Genomic DNA, 17,762 nt, shown 5'->3' on the forward strand with positions numbered 1-17,762 from the left:
GCGAGCGTCACAATAGTGAAATGTCGCGCTGGTGCGCGGTCAGAGTCTCGGCGTGCGCGGCGGCGGGGTGCGGCGTTCGCCCGGAGCGCCGATCGCCTCGAACGCGGCGGCGAGACGCAGCAGGGCCGTGTCGTCGTATGCGCGGCCGGCGAACGTGAGCCCGATCGGCATGCCGATGTCGGCCATGAGTCCCATCGGCACGGTCACGGTCGGGATGCCGAGGTGGCGCACGGTCAGGTTGCCGTTGGCGATCCAGGTGCCGTTGCGCCAGCCGAGGTCGGCGGAGGCCGCGTTCACGTCCATGTCGGCGGGGCCCACATCGGCGACGGCCGGGAACACGACCGCGTCGAGCTCGTGCTCGTCCATCCACTCTTCCAGGTCGACGCGACGCGTCTCCTCGAGCGCGCGCAGGCCGTCTGCGAGCTCGGGAATGTCTTCGAGTCCGACGCCCGGGTTGGCGCGCACCCAGTCGGGGTATTCGGCGATGTCGTCGTCGAAACCCGTATAGCGGTCGGGGAGTGCGCCCTCCGGATGCGGGAAGATCCCCGCTCCGTCGACGGCGGCGAGCGTGTTCAGCCGCGGATCCCCGTTCGCCTGCAGGAAGTCCTCCCACCCCCACGCCGACAGATCGACGATCTCGCGTCGCAGATACTCCGGCGACACGAGACCGCGCGTCGCGACGGTGGGTGCGCCCGGTCGGTCGCCCTCGTAGTTCGTCACCACGGGGAAGTCGACCTCGACCACAGTCGCGCCGGCGGCGTCAAGGTCGCGTCGTGCCGCTTCCCAGCGCGCGATCACCGAGGCGCGCGTCTCGATGCGCTGCCCTGTGGGGCCGCCGATGCCCGGTTCGGCGGCGGTGCCGGCATGCGGGTCGGCGTTGATGTACATGCGCGGAATGCCGATGCGGATGCCGCGCAGAGCTGTCGCCGCCTCGGCGGCCAGGGCGGAGTACGACTCCGGGCGCACGTCGGAAGAACTCGGCAGCGTCACCCATGGTTGTGCGCGCCAGAAGTCGCCACGCACCTCGGCATCGTCGGCGACGATCACGTCGAGCACTTCGAGCAGGTCGGCCATCGTGCGCGAGTGCGGCACGACGACGTCCATGGTCGGCACGAGCGGCCAGTTGCCGCGGGTAGAGATCACGCCGCGTGAGGGGGTGTAGGCGCAGAGGGCGTTGTTCGTGGCGGGGCCGCGACCGCTCGACCATGTCTCCTCACCCAGGCCGAAGGCTGCGAAGCTCGCCGCCGTCGCGGTGCCTGAGCCGTTCGACGACCCCGAGGCGAACGGTGCGGTCAGGAAGTCGGCGTTGTATGGGCTCTCGGCCCGGCCGTAGACGCCGCGCTGCATGCCGCCGTTCGCCATCGGAGGCATGTTGGTCAGCCCGAGGCAGATCGCGCCACCCGACCGCAGGCGTTCGATCGTGAACGCATCGCGCTGCGCGATGAGGTCGGCGAAGGCGGGGCTGCCGGCGGCCGCGGTCAGCCCGCGCACCAGGTAGCTGTCCTTCGCTGTGTACGGGATGCCGTCGAGGGGCCCGAGCGTCTCGCCGCGCGCCCGACGTGCATCCGATGCCTCTGCCTCTGAGCGGGCGTCGGGATTGCCGACGATGACCGCATTCAGAGCGGTCTCGGTCTCGGGGCCGTCGTAGGCGTCGATGCGCGCGAGGTACGCGTCGACGAGCTCGACGGCGGTGGTCGTGCCTGTCTCGAGCGCTCGCCGCAGCTCTGCGATGGACGCCTCGACCACGTCGATCATGCGGGAACCCCCACGCTCGGCTGCTGCTGGGTGATGCAGTGGATGCCGCCGCCGCGGTCGAACAGCGGACGCGCATCAACCGTGACGACCCGGCGCCCGGGATAGACGTCGGCGAGGATCGCCCGTGCCGCGGCATCGGCCTGCTCGTCGCCGAACCCGCACGCGACCACGCCATCGTTCGTGACCAGATGATTGACGTAGCTCCAGTCGACGAACCCTTCGTCGTCGCGCAGAGTCGCCGGCGCGGGCAGGTCGACGATCTCGAAGCGGCGACCCGCTGCATCCGTCTGCTGCGCGAGATGCGCGCGCAGCTCGCGGGTCACCGCGTGGTCGGGGTGCTCGGGGTTCTGCTGTTCGTGCAGCAGTAGGCGGCCGGGGGAGACGATCGTCGCGACGATGTCGACGTGCCCGTTGGTGCCGAAGTCGTCGTAGTCGCGGGTGAGGCCCCGAGGCAGCCACACGGCCGTCGTCGCCCCGAGCGTGCGCGCCATCTCGGCCTCGACGCGCGCCTTGTCGGCGTAGGGGTTGCGGCGGGGGTCGAGCTGCACGGTGTCGGTGAGCAGCACCGTGCCCTCGCCGTCGACGTGGATTCCACCGCCTTCGTTCACGAGGGTCGAGCTCACGAGCTCGGCGCCGACGGCCCCTGCGATGATGCGCGCGTGCTGCGCCGCCTTCTGCCACTGCGCCCATGCCGGCGCGCCCCAGCCGTTGAAGATCCAGTCGACCGCGCCGAGCACGCCGGGCCGCTCGTCGTCGATCACGAAGGTCGGGCCGGAGTCGCGCATCCAGAACTCGTCGACCGGGGCCTCGACGATGTCGATGCTGCTGCTGAGCATCCGCCGAGCGCGGGCGACCTCGGCCGGGTCGACGATCATGGTGACCGGCTCGAACTCGGCGACCGCGTGGGCGACGGCCGTCCACGTGTCATAGCCCTTGTCGCGCTCGGCCGCCGTCTCGCCCAGCGTGGGCCCCTCGGCGGGGAACGCCATCCAGGTGCGGTCGTGCGGTGCGGTCTCGGCGGGCATGTGCCAGGCCATGGTTGTCTCCCTCGCTGCTGATCGCGACCTCGGGGATGAGGAGCCGTGATCCCTATTGAACACGTGATCAACGAGTGATACGGTAGCCCGTGATGGAGACCACGTCAAGAGCCGCCGCTCCCCGCCGGCTGCCGCCCGAAGAGCGCGAGCGCTCGATCCTCGACGGTGCCGTCGCGCTCGCAGCAGAGAGCGGGCTCGAGGCCCTCACCGTGCGTGCCGTCGCGGCCAGGGTCGGCGTCACGCCGGCTCTCGTCGCGCACTACCGGCCGGTGATGGAGTCTTTCGTCGCCGAGGTCTTCACCACGATCGTCGCGGCCGAGCGAGACGAGGTCATCGCGTCTTATGACCCGAGCGTCGACCTGCGCACCAACCTGCTGCGGCTCATCGAGACGCTGCTCGACGACTCGCGCGACGACGTCGCGATGGTGTGGGTGCAGTCGTGGGCGCTGGGGGCCCGCAACGAGGCGCTCGGCACCAGAGTGCGCACCGAGATGGACCTCTGGCACAGCGCGCTCGAAGACCTCATCGCCCGCGCGATCGTCGAAGACCCGGTGCTGAGAGAAGACCCGCTGAGGGTAGACCCCGACTCGTCGGCATGGATGCTGCTCGCCATGGTCGACGGCATGAGCGCCCACTCGCTCGTGCACTGGGCGCCCCGCGATCGAGCCGATCTCGCCCGCCGCACCCTCTCCGCGGTGCTCGATGTTCCGGTGCGAGATGTCCCGATGCCAGCCACTCCCGTGCCCGACGCGGCACAGCCCGCTGAACACCCCGCTGAACACCCCGCTGAACACCCCGCACAGCCGGCAGAAACCCTCAGGTAAGGACAGCTCATGGGAGCAGAACGCATGCACGCGGCCTCGGCCGAATCGACGGCGATCGTCGACGCGGTGCTCGACTACTCACGACGACGGATGCTCGCGGCCGATGTGCCTCTCGACAAGCCCCAGTCGCCGGCCGAACTCGATCGTCTGGTCGGAACGACGATCACCGACGCCGGTCTCGGTTCGCAGCGGGCGCTCAGCGTGTTCGAGCACATCCTCGCTCCGGCCTGCCTGACGACGAGCCACCCGTCGTATCTGTCGTTCATCCCGACCGCCCCGACGATCGCATCGATCGCATTCGACCTCGTGGTCTCGGCATCCGGCCTCTACGGAGGCAGCTGGCTCGAAGGCGCAGGCGCCGTGCACGCCGAGAACGAGGTGCTGTCGTTCCTGGCCGCCGAGTTCGGCCTCCCCGACACCGCCGGTGGCGTGTTCGTGCAGGGCGGCACGATCGGCAATCTGTCGGCGCTCGTCGCCGCACGCGAGGCGGCGAAGACGAAGCTGCTCGAGGCGGGCAAAGAGCTCCCTCGTCGGTGGAAGATCGTGTGCAGCGTCGAGGCGCATTCCTCGAACAAGTCGGCGGCGAAGGTCATGGATGCCGACGTGCTGCTCGTGCCCGCGGGTGACGACGGCATGCTGAGGGCGGATGCCGTGCGTGAGGCGCTCGCCGAGCACGGCGACGAGATCTGCGCGGTGGTGGCCACTGGCGGGTCGACCAATTTCGGCATCGTCGACGACATCGCCGGCATCGCCGCCCTGAAAGACGAGTTCGACTTCTGGCTGCACATCGACGGCGCCTACGGGCTCACCGCGATGCTGGCGCCCGAGGCCCGCGGCATCTTTGCGGGCGTGGAGCGCGCCGACTCGGTGATCGTCGATCCGCACAAATGGCTGTTCGCACCCTTCGACTGCTGCGCGCTGCTCTATCGCGACCCCGATGCGGGGCGTCGAGCGCACACGCAGCACGCCGAATACCTCGACACCCTGACCGACGCCGGTGACTTCAGCCCGTCGGACTACTCGATCCAGCTCACTCGCCGCCCTCGGGGGCTGCCGCTGTGGTTCTCGCTCGCGACCTACGGCGTGACCGCCTATCGCGAGGCCGTGAGCGCGACGCTCGCCCTGACTCAGCGGATCGCCGCCGAGATCGCCGCCCGCCCCGAGCTGAGGCTCGTGCGTGACCCGCAGCTCTCGGTTGTCGTCTTCGAACGCGAGGGCTGGGAGCGCGCCGACTACGACCGCTGGTCAGACGAGCTGCTCCACTCGCAGCGGGCATTCGTGGTGCCGAGCTCGCACGCGGGGCGCCCGAACACCCGCTTCGCCATCCTCAACCCGCTCACGACGTTCGATGACCTCGTCGGCATCCTCGACACGATGAAGTAGATCGCCGCGCCCGATCTGCTGCTGAACGTGGCACTGTGTGCAGATCGGGACAAGGCGCCCTCATCGGTTGGTGTGGGCGTTCAAGAAGTCGATCGTCTGCTGCAGCGCCGTCTGGGCGTCGGGCATGTCGAGGTGGAACTGATACTCGTGCGGCAGGGCCGGCTCGTGCGGCGCCGGCCAGAACAGGGTCGTGACATCGACTCCCAGCTCATCGAGGCGCTTGGCCATCGGGATCGACTGCAGCCAGGTGAGTCCATCGCCGTTCCCGCCCGAGATGTACGTCGTCGGGAAGTCCTCGGTCACCCAGTCGATCGTCGACATCGTCGAGCCGGTCGAGTCCTCCGCCCAGGTCTTGGTTCCCGCATACGCCCACATCGACGTCTTCAGGCCCCAGCCGACGACACCGTCGAGCGCCGCGAGTGCCGCGAGGTCGTACACACCGCAGTTCAGCACGGTCGCCACGACCTGCTCGGCCTTCAGCGCCGGGGTGATGTCCATGATCTCGGCATAGTCGGAGCTCGTCATCAGAGTCGCCATCTGGCTGGCCAGCTGGCCGCCGGCGGAGTCGCCGGCGAGCACGATCTGGTTCGGATCGACGTTCAGCTCATCGGCGTGCGCGTCGATGTATGCGAGTGCGTCGTTGAGCTGGTGCACCGCGAGCGGATACACGCCCTCGGGCCCGATCGTGTAGTTCACCGCGATGGTTGTGTAGCCCTCGGCCGCAAGGATGCGCGTGTAGGGATCGACGTTCTCCTTCGACCCCGAGATCCAGGCGCCGCCGTGGATCCAGACGACCGTCGGCAGCGGCCCGGTGGCGGATGCCGGCGTGAAGACGTCCATGGTGGTGTCGGCGCCGCCGTCGGCATAGGCGACGTCGAGCTGCTCGGTGAGCTTCGTGTCGGGGACGTGCTTCTCCATCTCGGCGGCGGTCTCGTCGCCGCCCTTCGTGAACACCGAGCGGATGAGCATGGCAGAAGGCCACGGGGTGAGCGCGCCGATGATCGCCACCACGGCGGTGACAAGGAGGACCAGCCCTACCGCCACCTTCGTGCGGTGCCACGGACGGCGAGCCTTCTTCGGGCCGACGGATTCGTCTTCGTGCGCGCTCGTGGTCATGGAAACCCCTCTCCGCGCATCATCATGGCAGTATTCCGGTCGACATCGACATCGACATCGACATCGACATCGACATCGACATCGACATCGACATCGGCATCCGGCACCGCATCGGCATCCGCTCGCCCGCGTGGTCAGTCGGCCGTGAGCCCGGCGATGATGCGACCCATCGCATAGTCGAACGCCTGGTCGACGTCGCCGCCCAGACGGAACATGCCGGCGAGCTCCATCTGCAGGAACCCGGTCGCCCAGGCGGTGAAGAGGCGGGCGGCGTCGAGAGCATGGTCAGGCCCCACGAGGTCGGCGCAGGAGCGCAGCACGGGAGCGGAGGTGCGGTGCAGGGCGTCTTCGGGCGCGGATGCTGTGAACAGCAGGCGGAACGCCTGGGGGTGCTCGTGCGCGAAGGCGCGGTACGCGGCGGCGAGGAGGGGGAGTTCGTCGCCCGCGGTGTCGAGCCTGCTCGTCAGCGCATCGGCGGAGGCCTCCGCGACCGCCGACAGAAGGGCCTCGCGATCGCGGATCCGCTTGTAGAGAGAGGGCGCCCGCACGCCCACGCGCTCGGCGACAGCCTGCATCGTGAGTCCTGCCGGCCCGGCTGATTCGAGGATGTCGCGGCCGGCGTCGACGATGGCCGCGAGCGAGGTTCGTTCGGGGGTCGGCATCCGAGACTCCTTCATGGCTATTGACAATAGCTATGATAGCTACGTACTGTAGCCATCATAGACCACTGCGAAAGGGATGACCATGAAGCTCGCACCGCACCTGCATCGACTCGGCAACGACGTCGTCGCCTCCTATCTGGTCGACCTGCCCGAGGGGATCACGCTCGTCGACGCGGGTCTGCCCGGTCATTGGAACGATCTCCAGAGAAAGCTGACCGAGATCGGCCGCCCGCTCTCCGACATCCGCGGTCTGGTCCTCACCCACGGCGACGGCGACCACATCGGCTTCGCCGAGCGACTGCGCAGCGAAGCGGACGTGCCGGTCTTCGTGCACAGTGCCGATGCGCATCGGGTGCGCACGGGCGAGAAGCCGAAGACCCCGATGGGGCCGGCCCGCATCGGTCCGACGCTCGGGTTCTTCGCCTACAGCGTGCGCAAGAACGCACTGCGCACGCGGCACGTGTCAGAGGTCGTGACCGTCGCCGACGGCCAGGTGCTCGATCTCCCCGGATCTCCGATCGTCATCGGCATGCCGGGTCATTCGCCCGGCAGCATCGCGGTGCACATTCCTGCGGCGGACGCGGTCTTCGTCGGCGACGCGCTGACCACGCGCCACGTGCTGACGGGGCGTGTGGGCCCTCAGCCCGCGCCGTTCACGGACGAGCCGCAAGAGGCCGATGCCTCTCTCGACCGGCTGGCGGCCGTGTCGGCATCCTGGGTGCTTCCCGGACACGGAGCACCCTGGCGGGGGTCGCCCGCCGACATCGCCGCGGCCGTGCGCGCGATGGGCTAGCGCTCGGCGAGCACCGCGGCCGTGTCGGTGATCGTGATCTGCGGCGGGTAGAGACCCATGATCCGGATCGCGGCTGCGTGGTTCTCGGCCGTCGATCCGGCGCACGCGTCGGCCGCGATCGTCACGTGCGCCCCGGCATCCGCTGCGGCCAGCGCCGTCGAGATGACGCAGCAGTCGGTCGAGACTCCCGCCAGCACGACGTGCGGGCCCCGGCCCACGACCTCTTCGATGGCGGAGCCCCACTTGCCGAACGTCGGCAGATCGAGGGTCGCGTGCGGCGACAGGTCGACCGCATCGGGAACCAGGTCGAACAGTGGGTCGCCGGACGGCTGGTCTGCGAACGGCCACGCGGCGAAGTAGGCGCCCCACGACGTCGAGCGGTCGGCGGTCGGCATCCAGCGCGTCACGATCACGCGCTCGCCGAACGACTCGGCGAGCTCGCGGATGCGGGGCATCACATCGCCGAAGAACGGTGATGCCCAGGCCGAGTCGGGCGAGGCGAAGATCGCCTGCGGGTCGATCACGACCAGCCAGGACTCGGTGCTCACGCAGCGGCCTCCTGGGCGCGGATGCGTCCGGCGCGAGCGAACCAGGTGAAGACGAACGACAGCACCAGCGCGAAGAACACTCCGAGGTTCGCGTAGGCCCAGTCGCCGTCGACTCCGCCGACGAGGCCGAGCAGATAGCCCTGCCAGTTGTTCCACGGGGCGGCATCGGCGAAGCCGTTGAGCACGAAGCCCCAGCCGATGACGCTGGCGACGACCATCGTGCCGATCGAGATCCAGTCCCAAGCGCCGTATCGGCCGCGGCTGTCGAACAGCGCCTCGTCGTCGTAGTCCTTCTTGCGCCGGAGGATGTCGGCGATCAGGATGCCGGCCCACGAGGCCAGCGGCACTCCGAGCGTGATGAGGAAGCTCTGGAACGGACCGAGGAAGTCGGTGGCGAAGAACACCACGTAGATCGTGCCGATCGTGAGGATCACTCCGTCGATCGCCGCGGCCGACGGGCGGGGGATGCGGATGCCGAGGCTCAGCAAGGTGAGGCCCGACGAATAGATGCCCAGCACGGCGCCCGAGACGAGCGCGAGCACGGCGGTGAGCAGGAACGGCACGAGCACCCAGAGAGGCAGGAGCGTGGCGAGGGCGCCGATCGGGTCGGCGGCGATCGCGGCGCTGAGGTCGTCGTCGGATCCCGCGAGCAGCAGACCGAAGACGACGAGGATCACGGGCGCGACCGAGCCGCCGATCGTGTTCCAGGCGACGATCGCCCCATCGGATGCCGTGCGTTTCTGATAGCGCGACCAGTCGGCGGCGATGTTGATCCAGCCGAGACCGAAGCCGGTCATGACCATCACCAGTGCGCCGACGACCTGGCCGAGGCCGCCATCCGGGCGCGCCATGACGGCGGCGAGGTCGATGCTGGGCGCGGCGAGGACGATGTACAGGATCGTCACGGCGCCGGTGACCCAGGTGAGCACCGACTGCAGCTTCATGATCGTGTGATACCCGAGCACCGAGGCCACGACGATCAGAGCGGCGACGATGACGGTGGCGGTGATCTTGAGCGCGATGCTGTCGCCGTCACCGCCCAGCTGCGTGATGACGGTGGCTGTGGCGAGCACGGCCATGATCGCGAGGAAGGTCTCCCAGCCGATCGAGGTCAGCCACGAGACGATGCCCGGCACCTTCTGCCCCTGCACGCCGAAGGCGGCACGGGAGAGCACCATGGTCGGTGCAGAGCCGCGCTTGCCGGCGATCGCGATGAGTCCGCACAGCAGGAACGACACCACGATGCCGATGACCGACACGATCGTCGCCTGCCAGAACGAGATCCCGAAGCCCAGCACGAACGACCCGTACGACATGCCGAACACCGACACGTTGGCCGCGAACCACGGCCAGAACAGGTCGCGAGGCTTCGCCGTGCGCTCGGATTCGGGGATGATCTCGATGCCCGCGCGCTCGATGAGAGCAGGCTTGATGTCCGTCATGCCATCATCCTGGCACTGCGCAGGCCCGGTGAGGGCACTGCGAGGCTCAGCCGGCGAAGAAAGCCCCGGCGACTCGGGTGAGGTCGTGCAGGTCCGAGACACCGGCGAGCTCACGGGCCGAGTGCATCGACAGGATCGGGATGCCGACGTCGACCGTGCGGATGCCGAGACGCGTCGCCGTGATCGGGCCGATCGTCGACCCGCAGCGCACGTTGTTGTTCGACACGAACTCCTGCGTGACCACGTCGGCGCTGTCGCACCAGTCGCGCCAGGCGGCGGAGCCGATGGCATCCGTCGCGTATCGCTGGTTGGCGTTGAGCTTGAGGATCGGGCCTGACCCGAGCACCGGCTGCACCACGGGGTCGTGCTTGTGCACGTAGTTGGGGTGCACCGAATGGCCGACGTCGCTCGACAGGCACCACGACGACGACAGGGCGCGGCGACGCTCGGAGGCGTCGGCGCCGAGCGCGTCGTACACGCGTCCGAGGATGTCCTCGAGCAGAGGGCCGGCCGCGCCGGAGCGCGAGTTCGAGCCGAGCTCCTCGTGGTCGAATGCCGCCAGGATCGCGATCGGTCCGGATGCCGCGGTGTCGATCGTCTCGAGTGCGACCACCCCGGCGTGCACCGACGCGAGGTCGTCGAGACGACCGGAGGCGAAGAACGCGCGATCCTTGCCGAACACCGCCCCGCGTGCCGTGTCGGCGATCACGACGTCGTACCCGCGGATGTCGGATGCCGTGACTCCGGCCGACTCGGCGAGCTCGGCGAGGATGTCCGCCTGCGTCGGGTCGCCGAGGCCCCAGACGGGCTGCGTCTGGAACTGCTTGTCGAGCGCGAGGCTCGTGTTCGCGTCACGGTCGAGGTGGATCGCGAGCTGGGGGAGGCGCAGCAGCGCTCCCGTGTCGGCGAGCACCACCCGTCCGTCGGCGAGGGCCAAGCGTCCCGCGAGGCGCAGTTCGCGATCGAGCCAGGAGGTGAGCAAAGGACCGCCGTACACCTCCACGGCAACCTGCAGCCAGCCCTTCGACCCCGTCGTCGGCTGCGGCTTGAGCTTGAAGCCGGGGGAGTCGGTGTGAGCGCCGAGGATGTGTGCGGGTGTGGTGGCGGTGGCATCCGCCGGCACCGTCCACGCGATCGCGGCGCCGTCCCTGACGACGACGTAGCGTCCGCCAGGGGTCACCTCCCAGGCCTGTTCCTCTTCGAGGCGCGCGAACCCGGCATCCTCGAGTCGCCTGGCCACCTCTGCGGCGGCGTGATAGCTCGAGGGCGAGGCGGCGACGAAGTCGGCGAGATCCTCGGCGTGGGCGAGAGCGTCCGGGGTGACGGGCATGGGGGCCTTCCTGCAGGGGCGGTCCTTCGATCGTAATCGCCGTGCGGACGACGACGATCCCGTCGCGTGGAAGGGGCGTGCCGTTCACCTCCCGGACACTCACGGCGGTTACTGTCGCTCTCGATAGCGCCTAGGGTTCCGGGGTTCGTCCCGTCTGGTCCGAGCGGCGCCACGGCGCCCCTCCGCAGGGGTGCCGTCATCTGACAGGACAAAAGCCCGGAGGACCCTGTTCGTCGCGCCCGCGATGAACGGAAGGGTCTCTCATGTCTCCTCTCGCTTTCGCTCTCGTCATCGCCGCAGCGATCACCCACGCCGCCTGGAACATCGTCGCCCACGGCGTGAGCAAGGCCGGAACGCCGTTCCTGTGGTGGGGCGCCGTCGGCGGAACCGTCGTGTGGATCGGAGTCATCCCCTTCACGGGCGGTCTCGGCACCGATGACCTGCTGGCTTTCACCCTGGGGGTCGGCGTGTCCGGGGTGCTCCATGTGGCATACATGGCGGTGCTGCAGCGGGGATACCGCGAGGGCAACCTCTCGACCGTCTACGCGACAGCCCGGGGAACCGGTCCGTTCCTCTCGGTGATCGTCGCCATCCTGCTGTTCGGTGAGCGGCCGTCCGCCGTCGCCCTGGTGGGCGTCGCCGCGATCATCGTCGGAGTCGTCGCGATCGGGCTCGTCGACCGGGGGCGCCCCGAGCGGGGCCGCTCGCTGGATCTCGGGCTCGTCTTCGGGCTTCTCACGGGTGTGGCGATCGCGATCTACACGATCTGGGACGCGCATGCCGTGCGCACCTGGAACCTGTCACCCGTCGCCTTCATGGTCGGCACGATGCTGCTCGAGATCCCGTTCTACTCGCTGGGCGTTCGCGGCCGGTGGGCGGCAGTCCGCTCGCTCGGCCGCACGCAGTGGCGCCGCATCGTGGCCTTCAGCATCCTGTCGCCGCTGTCGTACATCCTGGTGCTCACGGCCATCCGGATCGCTCCGGTGGCCCTGGTCGCGCCGCTGCGCGAGGTCAGTGTCGTGCTGGTCAGCCTCTTCGGGGTGTTCGCGCTCAAGGAGAGCAGGCCGGGGTGGCGTCTGGCGGCTTCCGCGGTCGTCGCCGGCGGCATCGTGCTGCTCGCCCTCTAGACGCGGATGCGGTGCGCGGTGCGGATGTGTGCGCAGGCTGTGCCCGGCCGGGCGTGCGGGGAGCGGATGCTGCGGATGCCGGTCGTGGTTGGGCTGCTGTGCGGGGTGCGTCGGGTTCTGCGCGTTGCAGGGTGTGCCGCCCGGCTGGGCCCGCTGCGCCTGATGGTTGGATGGATGCTGTGTCAGCGGGATGGAGTCTTCGAGCGAGCGGCCTTTCTGATGCCTCCTGGATGGCGGAGCTGCGAGCGGTCGTGATGAGACCTGACCTCGAGCGACTGGGCCGATATGACCCGGTGCGCGTGCGGCAGCGCTTCCTCGACGCGTTCGTTGCCGAGAACACCCGCGTGATCGTCGTCGACGGCGAAGACGTCGGTCTGGTGGCGGTGAGGAGCGAACCCGACGCGCTCTGGATCGAGCACTTCTATCTCGCGCCGCACTCGCAGGGCCGCGGGATCGGGGCAGCCGTGCTCGCCCATCTGCTCACAGACACCGACGGCACGCGACCCTTTCGGCTCAACGTGCTGCAGGCCAGCGCGGCACGTCGTCTCTACGAGCGGCACGGCTTCGTTTTGGAGAGCGAAGACGCTGTCGACGTCTTCATGAAAGCAGAGCCCTCTCGCCGGTGATGGTGATGGTGACGGTGGCGATGGTGCTCCTCCTTCTCGGCTGTCCTGTTTTCTCTGGCTCTTTCGCCGTTTCGTGACCGCTGGCTGCACGGGGGTGGTGCACTGTGCTGGGAGATCGGAATATCGCTTTCAACTGGGGTAAATACGACCGGTTTCGGGTGCTGGATGTCGGTGGTGGCGGGTTGACTGAGGGGTATGAACAGCACCGCGGACATCCTGGATCGGGTCATCGCCAACCTCGATTCGGTGCTGTCCGACGACAGGTTGGCGGGATTGTCGGATGCCGAGCGAGTGGGAGTTCTCGTGGCGGCGGGGGCGGCGTTTCGGCGGGTGGAGGCGGTGGTCGTCGAGACCGTCGCGACCGGCGAGGTGGGCGGTTTCCCGCACTCCGCGGGCTGTCGCGGTGAGAACGAGCTGTTGCAGCGGACGGTGCTCCTGGATGCGCGGGGTGCGACCCGGGTGGGGAAGGTCGTCGACCGGGTCCGGCGGGACGTGAGTCTGGTGTCGGGGGAGCGGCTTCCCGCAAGGTGGCCGGAGTTGCGGACGGCGCTGCTCGACGGGGTGATCGGGGTGGACGGGTTTCTTGCCGCGACAGGCCCGATCGAGCGGGTGTGGGACCGGCTCAGTGTGGATCAGCGGCTGGCGGCGGATGTGGCGTTGGCGGGGGCCGCACGCGGGCACGGCCTCGAGGTCGACCCCGATCTGGAGGTCGGCCCCGAAGTCGACCCGGACGAGCCGGGTCCGTCGCCGACGACGGAGGATCTGAGAGCTCTGGCCGAGGATCTCGCGTCGATGTTCGACCCCGATGGGGAAGAACCCAAAGATGAGGACGCGAGGCGGCGGCGGGGCATCACGATCGGCCGTCTGAAGGATGGTGTGCACGCGATCCGCGGGTATCTGACCCCGGATGTCGCTGCCCAGTTCCAGCTCATCATCGACGCGTTCCTCAACCCCAAAGGCGACGGCCCGCCCATGCCGGGAGTGTTCTTCACCCCCAGCAGCGGCACGGATTCGCGTGCGGATGCCAGGGCGGATGCGCGTGCTGACGCCGATATGGATGCCGATGCCGATGCGGGCTCAGGAGGGTTCGCCGAGGGCTTCGACGCGGATGCCGGGTCGGACACCTTTCCGAACGCAGGAGGTGACGATGCCGGCGATCCGTTCAACTCGGATGAGCGGAGCGTGCTCGACGACCGCACTGCGGCGCAGAAACGCCATGACGCTCTCGCTGCGGCGCTCGCGATCGCGGCTCGACACAAAGACATGCCCACCCTGGGCGGGGCCTCACCCGTGCTCGTCGTCACCGTCGACGCGAAAGACCTCGCGCACGGGTCAGCCTTCGGTGCAGGTGCAGGTGCAGGTGCAGGTGCAGGTGCAGGTGCAGGTGCAGGTGCAGGTGCAGGTGGTGTTGGTGGCATGGCTGCTGACAACGGCGGGTGGGCGACGATTCTCGGTTCCGGCGCGCACGTCCCCGTGTCCGTCGCGGCCCAGGCCGCGTGCAGCGGGGTGATCCAGCGGGTCTTGTTCGATGAGGGCAGGATCATCGGGATCACGACCACGGACAGGGTGTTCACCGTGCACCACCGGCGGGCGATCATCGCGCGTGACAAAGAATGCCTGATCCCCGGCTGCCACGTCCCCGCGTCCTGGTGTGAGATCCACCACGTCACCGAGCACGCCAGGGGTGGGCCGACGCATACGGATAACGGTGTGCCGTTGTGCTGGTGGCATCACCGAAGTCTCGACACCTCCCAGTGGGAGATCCGCATGACCGACGGACTCCCAGAGATTCGCGGGCCGAGGTGGTGGGACCCCGCACAACGCTGGCGCACCCCGAAACTCAGCCTCCCCGCCGATCGGCTACCGACACGCCTCGCCCGAACGGGTTGACGAGCGACCTGGCCGCTGGCTGTCTCGCGCGCCTGCGGTCCGGTCGAACTTACAGCGGGATCCGAGCAGCGAACAGGTCCCAGCGCAATCCGGCCTAGCGGGACGCGACCGTCGAGTCCGATTTCAGCGCGAGCCTGATCTCAGCAGACCCTGACCTCAGCGGAAGTCGACCAGGCCGGCGTGCGCTGCCGTGACCAGGATCTGCACGCGATCGCGAACGTGCCACTTCGACATGATGCGGCCGAGGTGCGCTTTCACGGTTCCCTCCGACACGATCAGCGTGCGTGCGATCTCAGCGTTCGACATGCCCTGCGCGAGGCGCTGCAGCACTTCCTGCTCGCGATCCGTGAGCGCCTCGAGCGAGTCGTCGCCACCCACCGGCTCGGTGTCGCGCACGTGCTTGATCAGCAGCGAAGCGATGCGTGGTGACAGTGAGCTCGCCCCGCTGTACACCTCCCGCACACCCTCGAGAATGCTCGCCGCGCTGGAGTCCTTCAGCAGATACCCCGACGCACCGGCACTCAGCATCGGAAGCACGGTATCGCTGCCGTCGAGCGTCGTGACGGCCAGGATCTTGACCTCGGGCCAACGCTCACTGATGACGGCAGTCGCCTCGATGCCGTTCATCTCGGGCATCTGCACGTCCATCATCACGACATCAGGATGCTCGCGCCCCACGACCTCGATGCCCTCGAGCCCGGACTCCGCTTCAGCGACCACCGTGATCTCCGGGTCTCGTGAGACGAAGTGAGAGAGCGCGGAGCGCACCAGGGGATCGTCATCGACGATCACGACGCGGATTTGGGACATGGAGGAAGCCTAACCGGGGTGCACCAGCGGTGCGATCCATTAGACCTTTGGCTATCGAGGTCTAGACGTGCGACAGATGTGGTGCGTGAAGATCACCGAGAAGATGAGTACATCGCTAGTCAAAAGTGCAATAAAGGAGGTGAATCTCTATGTCTTTCTGGAACCAGGTTGGACTCTTCTTCGGCTTCTACCGTTAATCTATATGGCGGAAAGGAGATACTGAAGTATGGCCTCAAGTCTTCCGGCGGGTGAACGCGCAGACGTCACCCGACTCGGAAAGGGCGAGAAGCTCAGCACGATCGAACGGATCGCCGTACTGGCGGTCGTCGGAACGATCGTCACCTTCGACATCGTCGGACTGTTCCTTCCTCCGGGATTGGATCCTCTGACGGCGGCACTCGGGATCGCATCCACCGCGGTCTTGGCCCTGTATCTCTGGTCGCCACTGATCGCGACATACGCCCTCGGCGTGGTGTTCGCACTCTCCTTCATCCCCGGCATCGAAGCCCAGGTGCTCACAACCGCCGCTTTCGCGGCAGGCTTGATCGTGCGTCTGGGATGGACCTCCTTGGTTCTGTCCTATGCCGGAGTTTTCCTCCTCGCATCCGCACTGGTCGTCACTGGCGACTCGAGGGATGCCTTCAATATCGCGATCTTCCTGGTCGGCGCTGCAGTATCCGGTGCCGTCGGCTATGCGCTTCGCATGGCGTTCGCTCGAGGGCGGACTCTGGAAGTGCAGCTGGCCGAGAAAGCAGAGCAGGAACGTCAGGCCGTACTCGCTGAGCGACGTTGGATCGCCGGCGAGTTGCACGACAGCATCGCGCACCACCTCACCGTGGTGGCGCTGCACGTGCAGATGCTCGACGACGATCGCACCAGCAGCGAATCGCAGGAGGCGATCCGCATCGCCGCACGCAAGGCGATGACCGACCTCCGCTTCGTGATCGATCTCGCAGACGACGGACCCCGCTCAGAGGGCATGCCCTCGGGTGACCTGGCAGCCTCCGTCGACGAAGCTCAGCAGGAGTTCGAATCCGCGGGCCACGCGGTGGTCGTCGACGGCGACCCCTCTGATGAGCGCATCCCGCGCGCAGCTGAGATCATCCTCGCGCGCATCCTGCGAGAGTCTGCGACCAACGTCCTCAAATACGCGGGCGAGGGCGAAGTCGCCATCCGATTCGACATCGATGACGACGCCGCGAAGTTGACGGTGAGCAGCCCCCTCTCGGCGACGCCGCGTCGCGAGCTCTCATCCAGCCGCACCGGAGTCGGGCGCATGGCCGAACGCGTCCTCGGCGCCAGCGGCGAGTTCAGCGCCGGCGAAGTGGACGGACGCTGGGTCGTGTCAGCGCTCCTGCCGATCGTCTGAACGAACCGATATTCCAGCATCTCGGGGGCGAGATTCACTCGGATTCCCCGACCGGTATTCCGATACTCTGGGAGCAGAACCGCGGAATTCCGCGGTTTTGGAAGCAATGAGTAGACGAAAGTCTAGGGTAGGTCTCGACTATAGACCGTGTTCCATGGTGTAGCCGGGAGCATACATTGGGTATACCCCAGAAATAGCGCATCCCCAGCGCTGTGATCGCGAGCGCGGTCTTGGAATCTGATCCCCAACGCGCTCGCGATCGGCTTCTTCCCTTGAGGAATCGAAGTCGACCGGCAGGCTCCTAGCCGCCCACCGCACGCATGTAGTGCCCGTCCGTCGAGATCCCGGATGCCGCGACGGTGAATCGCACCACCTCACTGAGGTAGCGGTCTTCGGACGCTTCGAAGATGCGTCCGCTCGCATCGCGGGACATGCGGCTGAGCCGAAGGATCGGCGTTCCCTGCGGCACCCGCAGCAGCGCGGCATCCTGATCATCGGCCGCGACCGCGTCGATCTGGTGCTCGAGCCCGACGATCGGGTGTCCGACCGACCCCAGATACTCGGTGATCGAGATCTCGTCGGTGTCGACGTCGAACAGCCGGCGCCCGACGGCCTCGGTGTAGAAGAGGCGTTCGAGCATCGTCGGCCGACCGTCGAGCAGCCGCAGCCGCACGACGCTGACGATCGTGTCGTCGGGGGAGACTCCGAGAAGATCGGCCCGGTCGCCTGCCCGACGAAGGCTCAGCTCCTGCGTCTGTGCGCCGGGAGTGACGCCGAGATCTCGGGCCCACCGCGTGAACGGCACCGACATGTCGACAGCCTGGCTCGCCTTGCGGGAGACGACCCGTGCGGGTCGGCCTCGTCCTGTCTCGATCAGGCCCTCGCTGCGCAAGGCAGCCAGCGCGTTTCGGATGGGACCACGAGACGTGTGCCAGCGTTCGGCGAGCTCTGACTCGGTGGGCACGTCATCGCCGGGGCGCAGAGTGCCTGCCGCGATCTGAGCGCGCAGGTCGTCTGCGATCTGGGTGTATACAGCTTCGGCCACATAGG

Annotated in this window: 16 protein-coding genes; 7 read left to right on the forward strand and 9 right to left on the reverse strand. The window is 68.0% G+C overall.

Features of this window, described 5'->3' with window-relative positions; translation table 11 throughout:
* Positions 1-39 precede the first annotated feature (39 nt).
* The gene (locus tag RQG82_RS08580) at positions 40-1,755 is read right to left on the reverse strand and encodes an amidase (RefSeq protein ID WP_311258672.1); all 1,716 of its coding nucleotides are present in this window, start codon (positions 1,753-1,755) and stop codon (positions 40-42) included.
* Positions 1,752-2,792, reverse strand: a complete 1,041-nt coding sequence (locus tag RQG82_RS08585; protein WP_311258673.1) for an agmatine deiminase family protein — start codon at positions 2,790-2,792, stop codon at positions 1,752-1,754. Before RQG82_RS08585 ends, RQG82_RS08580 begins: the two co-directional genes overlap by 4 nt.
* Positions 2,793-2,884: 92 nt before the next feature.
* On the opposite strand from RQG82_RS08585, the gene RQG82_RS08590 reads away from it, so the two are divergent.
* The gene (locus RQG82_RS08590) at positions 2,885-3,616 is read left to right on the forward strand and encodes a TetR/AcrR family transcriptional regulator (RefSeq protein WP_311258674.1); all 732 of its coding nucleotides are present in this window, start codon (positions 2,885-2,887) and stop codon (positions 3,614-3,616) included.
* A 9-nt stretch (positions 3,617-3,625) separates the two neighbouring features.
* Complete coding sequence (locus tag RQG82_RS08595; protein WP_311258675.1) at positions 3,626-4,999, forward strand: aminotransferase class V-fold PLP-dependent enzyme; 1,374 nt, start codon at positions 3,626-3,628, stop codon at positions 4,997-4,999.
* A gap of 60 nt (positions 5,000-5,059) precedes the next feature.
* Here the strand turns inward: RQG82_RS08595 and RQG82_RS08600 are convergent, their stop codons facing one another.
* Together RQG82_RS08600 and RQG82_RS08605 are read right to left on the reverse strand one after the other, a co-directional pair.
* Positions 5,060-6,115, reverse strand: a complete 1,056-nt coding sequence (locus RQG82_RS08600; RefSeq protein WP_311258676.1) for an alpha/beta hydrolase — start codon at positions 6,113-6,115, stop codon at positions 5,060-5,062.
* A 134-nt stretch (positions 6,116-6,249) separates the two neighbouring features.
* On the reverse strand, positions 6,250-6,777 hold the full coding sequence (locus RQG82_RS08605; RefSeq protein WP_311258677.1) for a TetR/AcrR family transcriptional regulator: 528 nt from the start codon (positions 6,775-6,777) through the stop codon (positions 6,250-6,252).
* 82 nt (positions 6,778-6,859) lie between these two features.
* On the opposite strand from RQG82_RS08605, the gene RQG82_RS08610 reads away from it, so the two are divergent.
* A complete protein-coding gene (locus tag RQG82_RS08610; RefSeq protein WP_311258678.1) occupies positions 6,860-7,570 on the forward strand; it encodes an MBL fold metallo-hydrolase in 711 nt (236 codons plus the stop codon).
* Here RQG82_RS08610 and RQG82_RS08615 read toward each other — a convergent pair.
* Genes RQG82_RS08615 through RQG82_RS08625 form a run of 3 tightly spaced genes read right to left on the reverse strand, consistent with a single transcriptional unit; the run spans position 7,567 to position 10,890 of the window.
* Positions 7,567-8,118: an isochorismatase family protein gene (locus RQG82_RS08615; RefSeq protein WP_311258679.1), complete on the reverse strand. Its 552-nt coding sequence runs from the start codon at positions 8,116-8,118 to the stop codon at positions 7,567-7,569. The genes RQG82_RS08610 and RQG82_RS08615 overlap by 4 nt on opposite strands.
* A complete protein-coding gene (locus tag RQG82_RS08620) occupies positions 8,115-9,560 on the reverse strand; it encodes a cytosine permease (protein ID WP_311258680.1) in 1,446 nt (481 codons plus the stop codon). The genes RQG82_RS08615 and RQG82_RS08620 overlap by 4 nt, the downstream gene beginning before the upstream one ends.
* A gap of 46 nt (positions 9,561-9,606) precedes the next feature.
* A complete protein-coding gene (locus RQG82_RS08625; protein ID WP_311258681.1) occupies positions 9,607-10,890 on the reverse strand; it encodes a M18 family aminopeptidase in 1,284 nt (427 codons plus the stop codon).
* A gap of 263 nt (positions 10,891-11,153) precedes the next feature.
* Here RQG82_RS08625 and RQG82_RS08630 point away from each other — a divergent pair, with 263 nt between their 5' ends.
* The 3 genes from RQG82_RS08630 (at position 11,154) to RQG82_RS08640 (ending at position 14,533) form a co-directional block, all read left to right on the forward strand.
* A complete protein-coding gene (locus RQG82_RS08630) occupies positions 11,154-12,017 on the forward strand; it encodes an EamA family transporter (protein ID WP_311258682.1) in 864 nt (287 codons plus the stop codon).
* 230 nt (positions 12,018-12,247) lie between these two features.
* On the forward strand, positions 12,248-12,643 hold the full coding sequence (locus RQG82_RS08635; protein ID WP_311258683.1) for a GNAT family N-acetyltransferase: 396 nt from the start codon (positions 12,248-12,250) through the stop codon (positions 12,641-12,643).
* 195 nt (positions 12,644-12,838) lie between these two features.
* Positions 12,839-14,533 carry an HNH endonuclease signature motif containing protein gene (locus RQG82_RS08640; protein ID WP_311258684.1) on the forward strand — a complete coding sequence of 565 codons (1,695 nt, stop codon included), beginning with the start codon at positions 12,839-12,841 and terminating at the stop codon, positions 14,531-14,533.
* Between the two features lie 156 nt (positions 14,534-14,689).
* Here the strand turns inward: RQG82_RS08640 and RQG82_RS08645 are convergent, their stop codons facing one another.
* Positions 14,690-15,343: a response regulator transcription factor gene (locus RQG82_RS08645; RefSeq protein ID WP_258184287.1), complete on the reverse strand. Its 654-nt coding sequence runs from the start codon at positions 15,341-15,343 to the stop codon at positions 14,690-14,692.
* A gap of 226 nt (positions 15,344-15,569) precedes the next feature.
* Here RQG82_RS08645 and RQG82_RS08650 point away from each other — a divergent pair, with 226 nt between their 5' ends.
* Complete coding sequence (locus RQG82_RS08650) at positions 15,570-16,712, forward strand: histidine kinase (protein ID WP_311258685.1); 1,143 nt, start codon at positions 15,570-15,572, stop codon at positions 16,710-16,712.
* 301 nt (positions 16,713-17,013) lie between these two features.
* On the opposite strand, the gene RQG82_RS08655 is transcribed toward RQG82_RS08650, so the two are convergent.
* On the reverse strand, positions 17,014-17,757 hold the full coding sequence (locus RQG82_RS08655; RefSeq protein WP_311258686.1) for a GntR family transcriptional regulator: 744 nt from the start codon (positions 17,755-17,757) through the stop codon (positions 17,014-17,016).
* Positions 17,758-17,762: the final 5 nt, after the last annotated feature.

It is taken from the genome of Microbacterium sp. WCS2018Hpa-9, from assembly GCF_031843745.1.
Classification (GTDB): domain Bacteria; phylum Actinomycetota; class Actinomycetes; order Actinomycetales; family Microbacteriaceae; genus Microbacterium.

What these genes read in the sequence shown, in the direction of transcription:
- RQG82_RS08630 (WP_311258682.1), top strand. Translation starts at nt 11,154, where the DNA reads ATGTCTCCTCTCGCTTTCGCTCTCGTCATCGCCGCAGCGATCACCCAC.
- RQG82_RS08625 (WP_311258681.1), bottom strand. Translation starts at nt 10,890, where the DNA reads ATGCCCGTCACCCCGGACGCTCTCGCCCACGCCGAGGATCTCGCCGAC.
- RQG82_RS08620 (WP_311258680.1), bottom strand. Translation starts at nt 9,560, where the DNA reads ATGACGGACATCAAGCCTGCTCTCATCGAGCGCGCGGGCATCGAGATC.
- RQG82_RS08605 (WP_311258677.1), bottom strand. Translation starts at nt 6,777, where the DNA reads ATGCCGACCCCCGAACGAACCTCGCTCGCGGCCATCGTCGACGCCGGC.
- RQG82_RS08590 (WP_311258674.1), top strand. Translation starts at nt 2,885, where the DNA reads ATGGAGACCACGTCAAGAGCCGCCGCTCCCCGCCGGCTGCCGCCCGAA.
- RQG82_RS08600 (WP_311258676.1), bottom strand. Translation starts at nt 6,115, where the DNA reads ATGACCACGAGCGCGCACGAAGACGAATCCGTCGGCCCGAAGAAGGCT.
- RQG82_RS08650 (WP_311258685.1), top strand. Translation starts at nt 15,570, where the DNA reads ATGGCCTCAAGTCTTCCGGCGGGTGAACGCGCAGACGTCACCCGACTC.
- RQG82_RS08610 (WP_311258678.1), top strand. Translation starts at nt 6,860, where the DNA reads ATGAAGCTCGCACCGCACCTGCATCGACTCGGCAACGACGTCGTCGCC.
- RQG82_RS08645 (WP_258184287.1), bottom strand. Translation starts at nt 15,343, where the DNA reads ATGTCCCAAATCCGCGTCGTGATCGTCGATGACGATCCCCTGGTGCGC.
- RQG82_RS08640 (WP_311258684.1), top strand. Translation starts at nt 12,839, where the DNA reads ATGAACAGCACCGCGGACATCCTGGATCGGGTCATCGCCAACCTCGAT.
- RQG82_RS08595 (WP_311258675.1), top strand. Translation starts at nt 3,626, where the DNA reads ATGGGAGCAGAACGCATGCACGCGGCCTCGGCCGAATCGACGGCGATC.
- RQG82_RS08585 (WP_311258673.1), bottom strand. Translation starts at nt 2,792, where the DNA reads ATGGCCTGGCACATGCCCGCCGAGACCGCACCGCACGACCGCACCTGG.
- RQG82_RS08635 (WP_311258683.1), top strand. Translation starts at nt 12,248, where the DNA reads ATGGCGGAGCTGCGAGCGGTCGTGATGAGACCTGACCTCGAGCGACTG.
- RQG82_RS08580 (WP_311258672.1), bottom strand. Translation starts at nt 1,755, where the DNA reads ATGATCGACGTGGTCGAGGCGTCCATCGCAGAGCTGCGGCGAGCGCTC.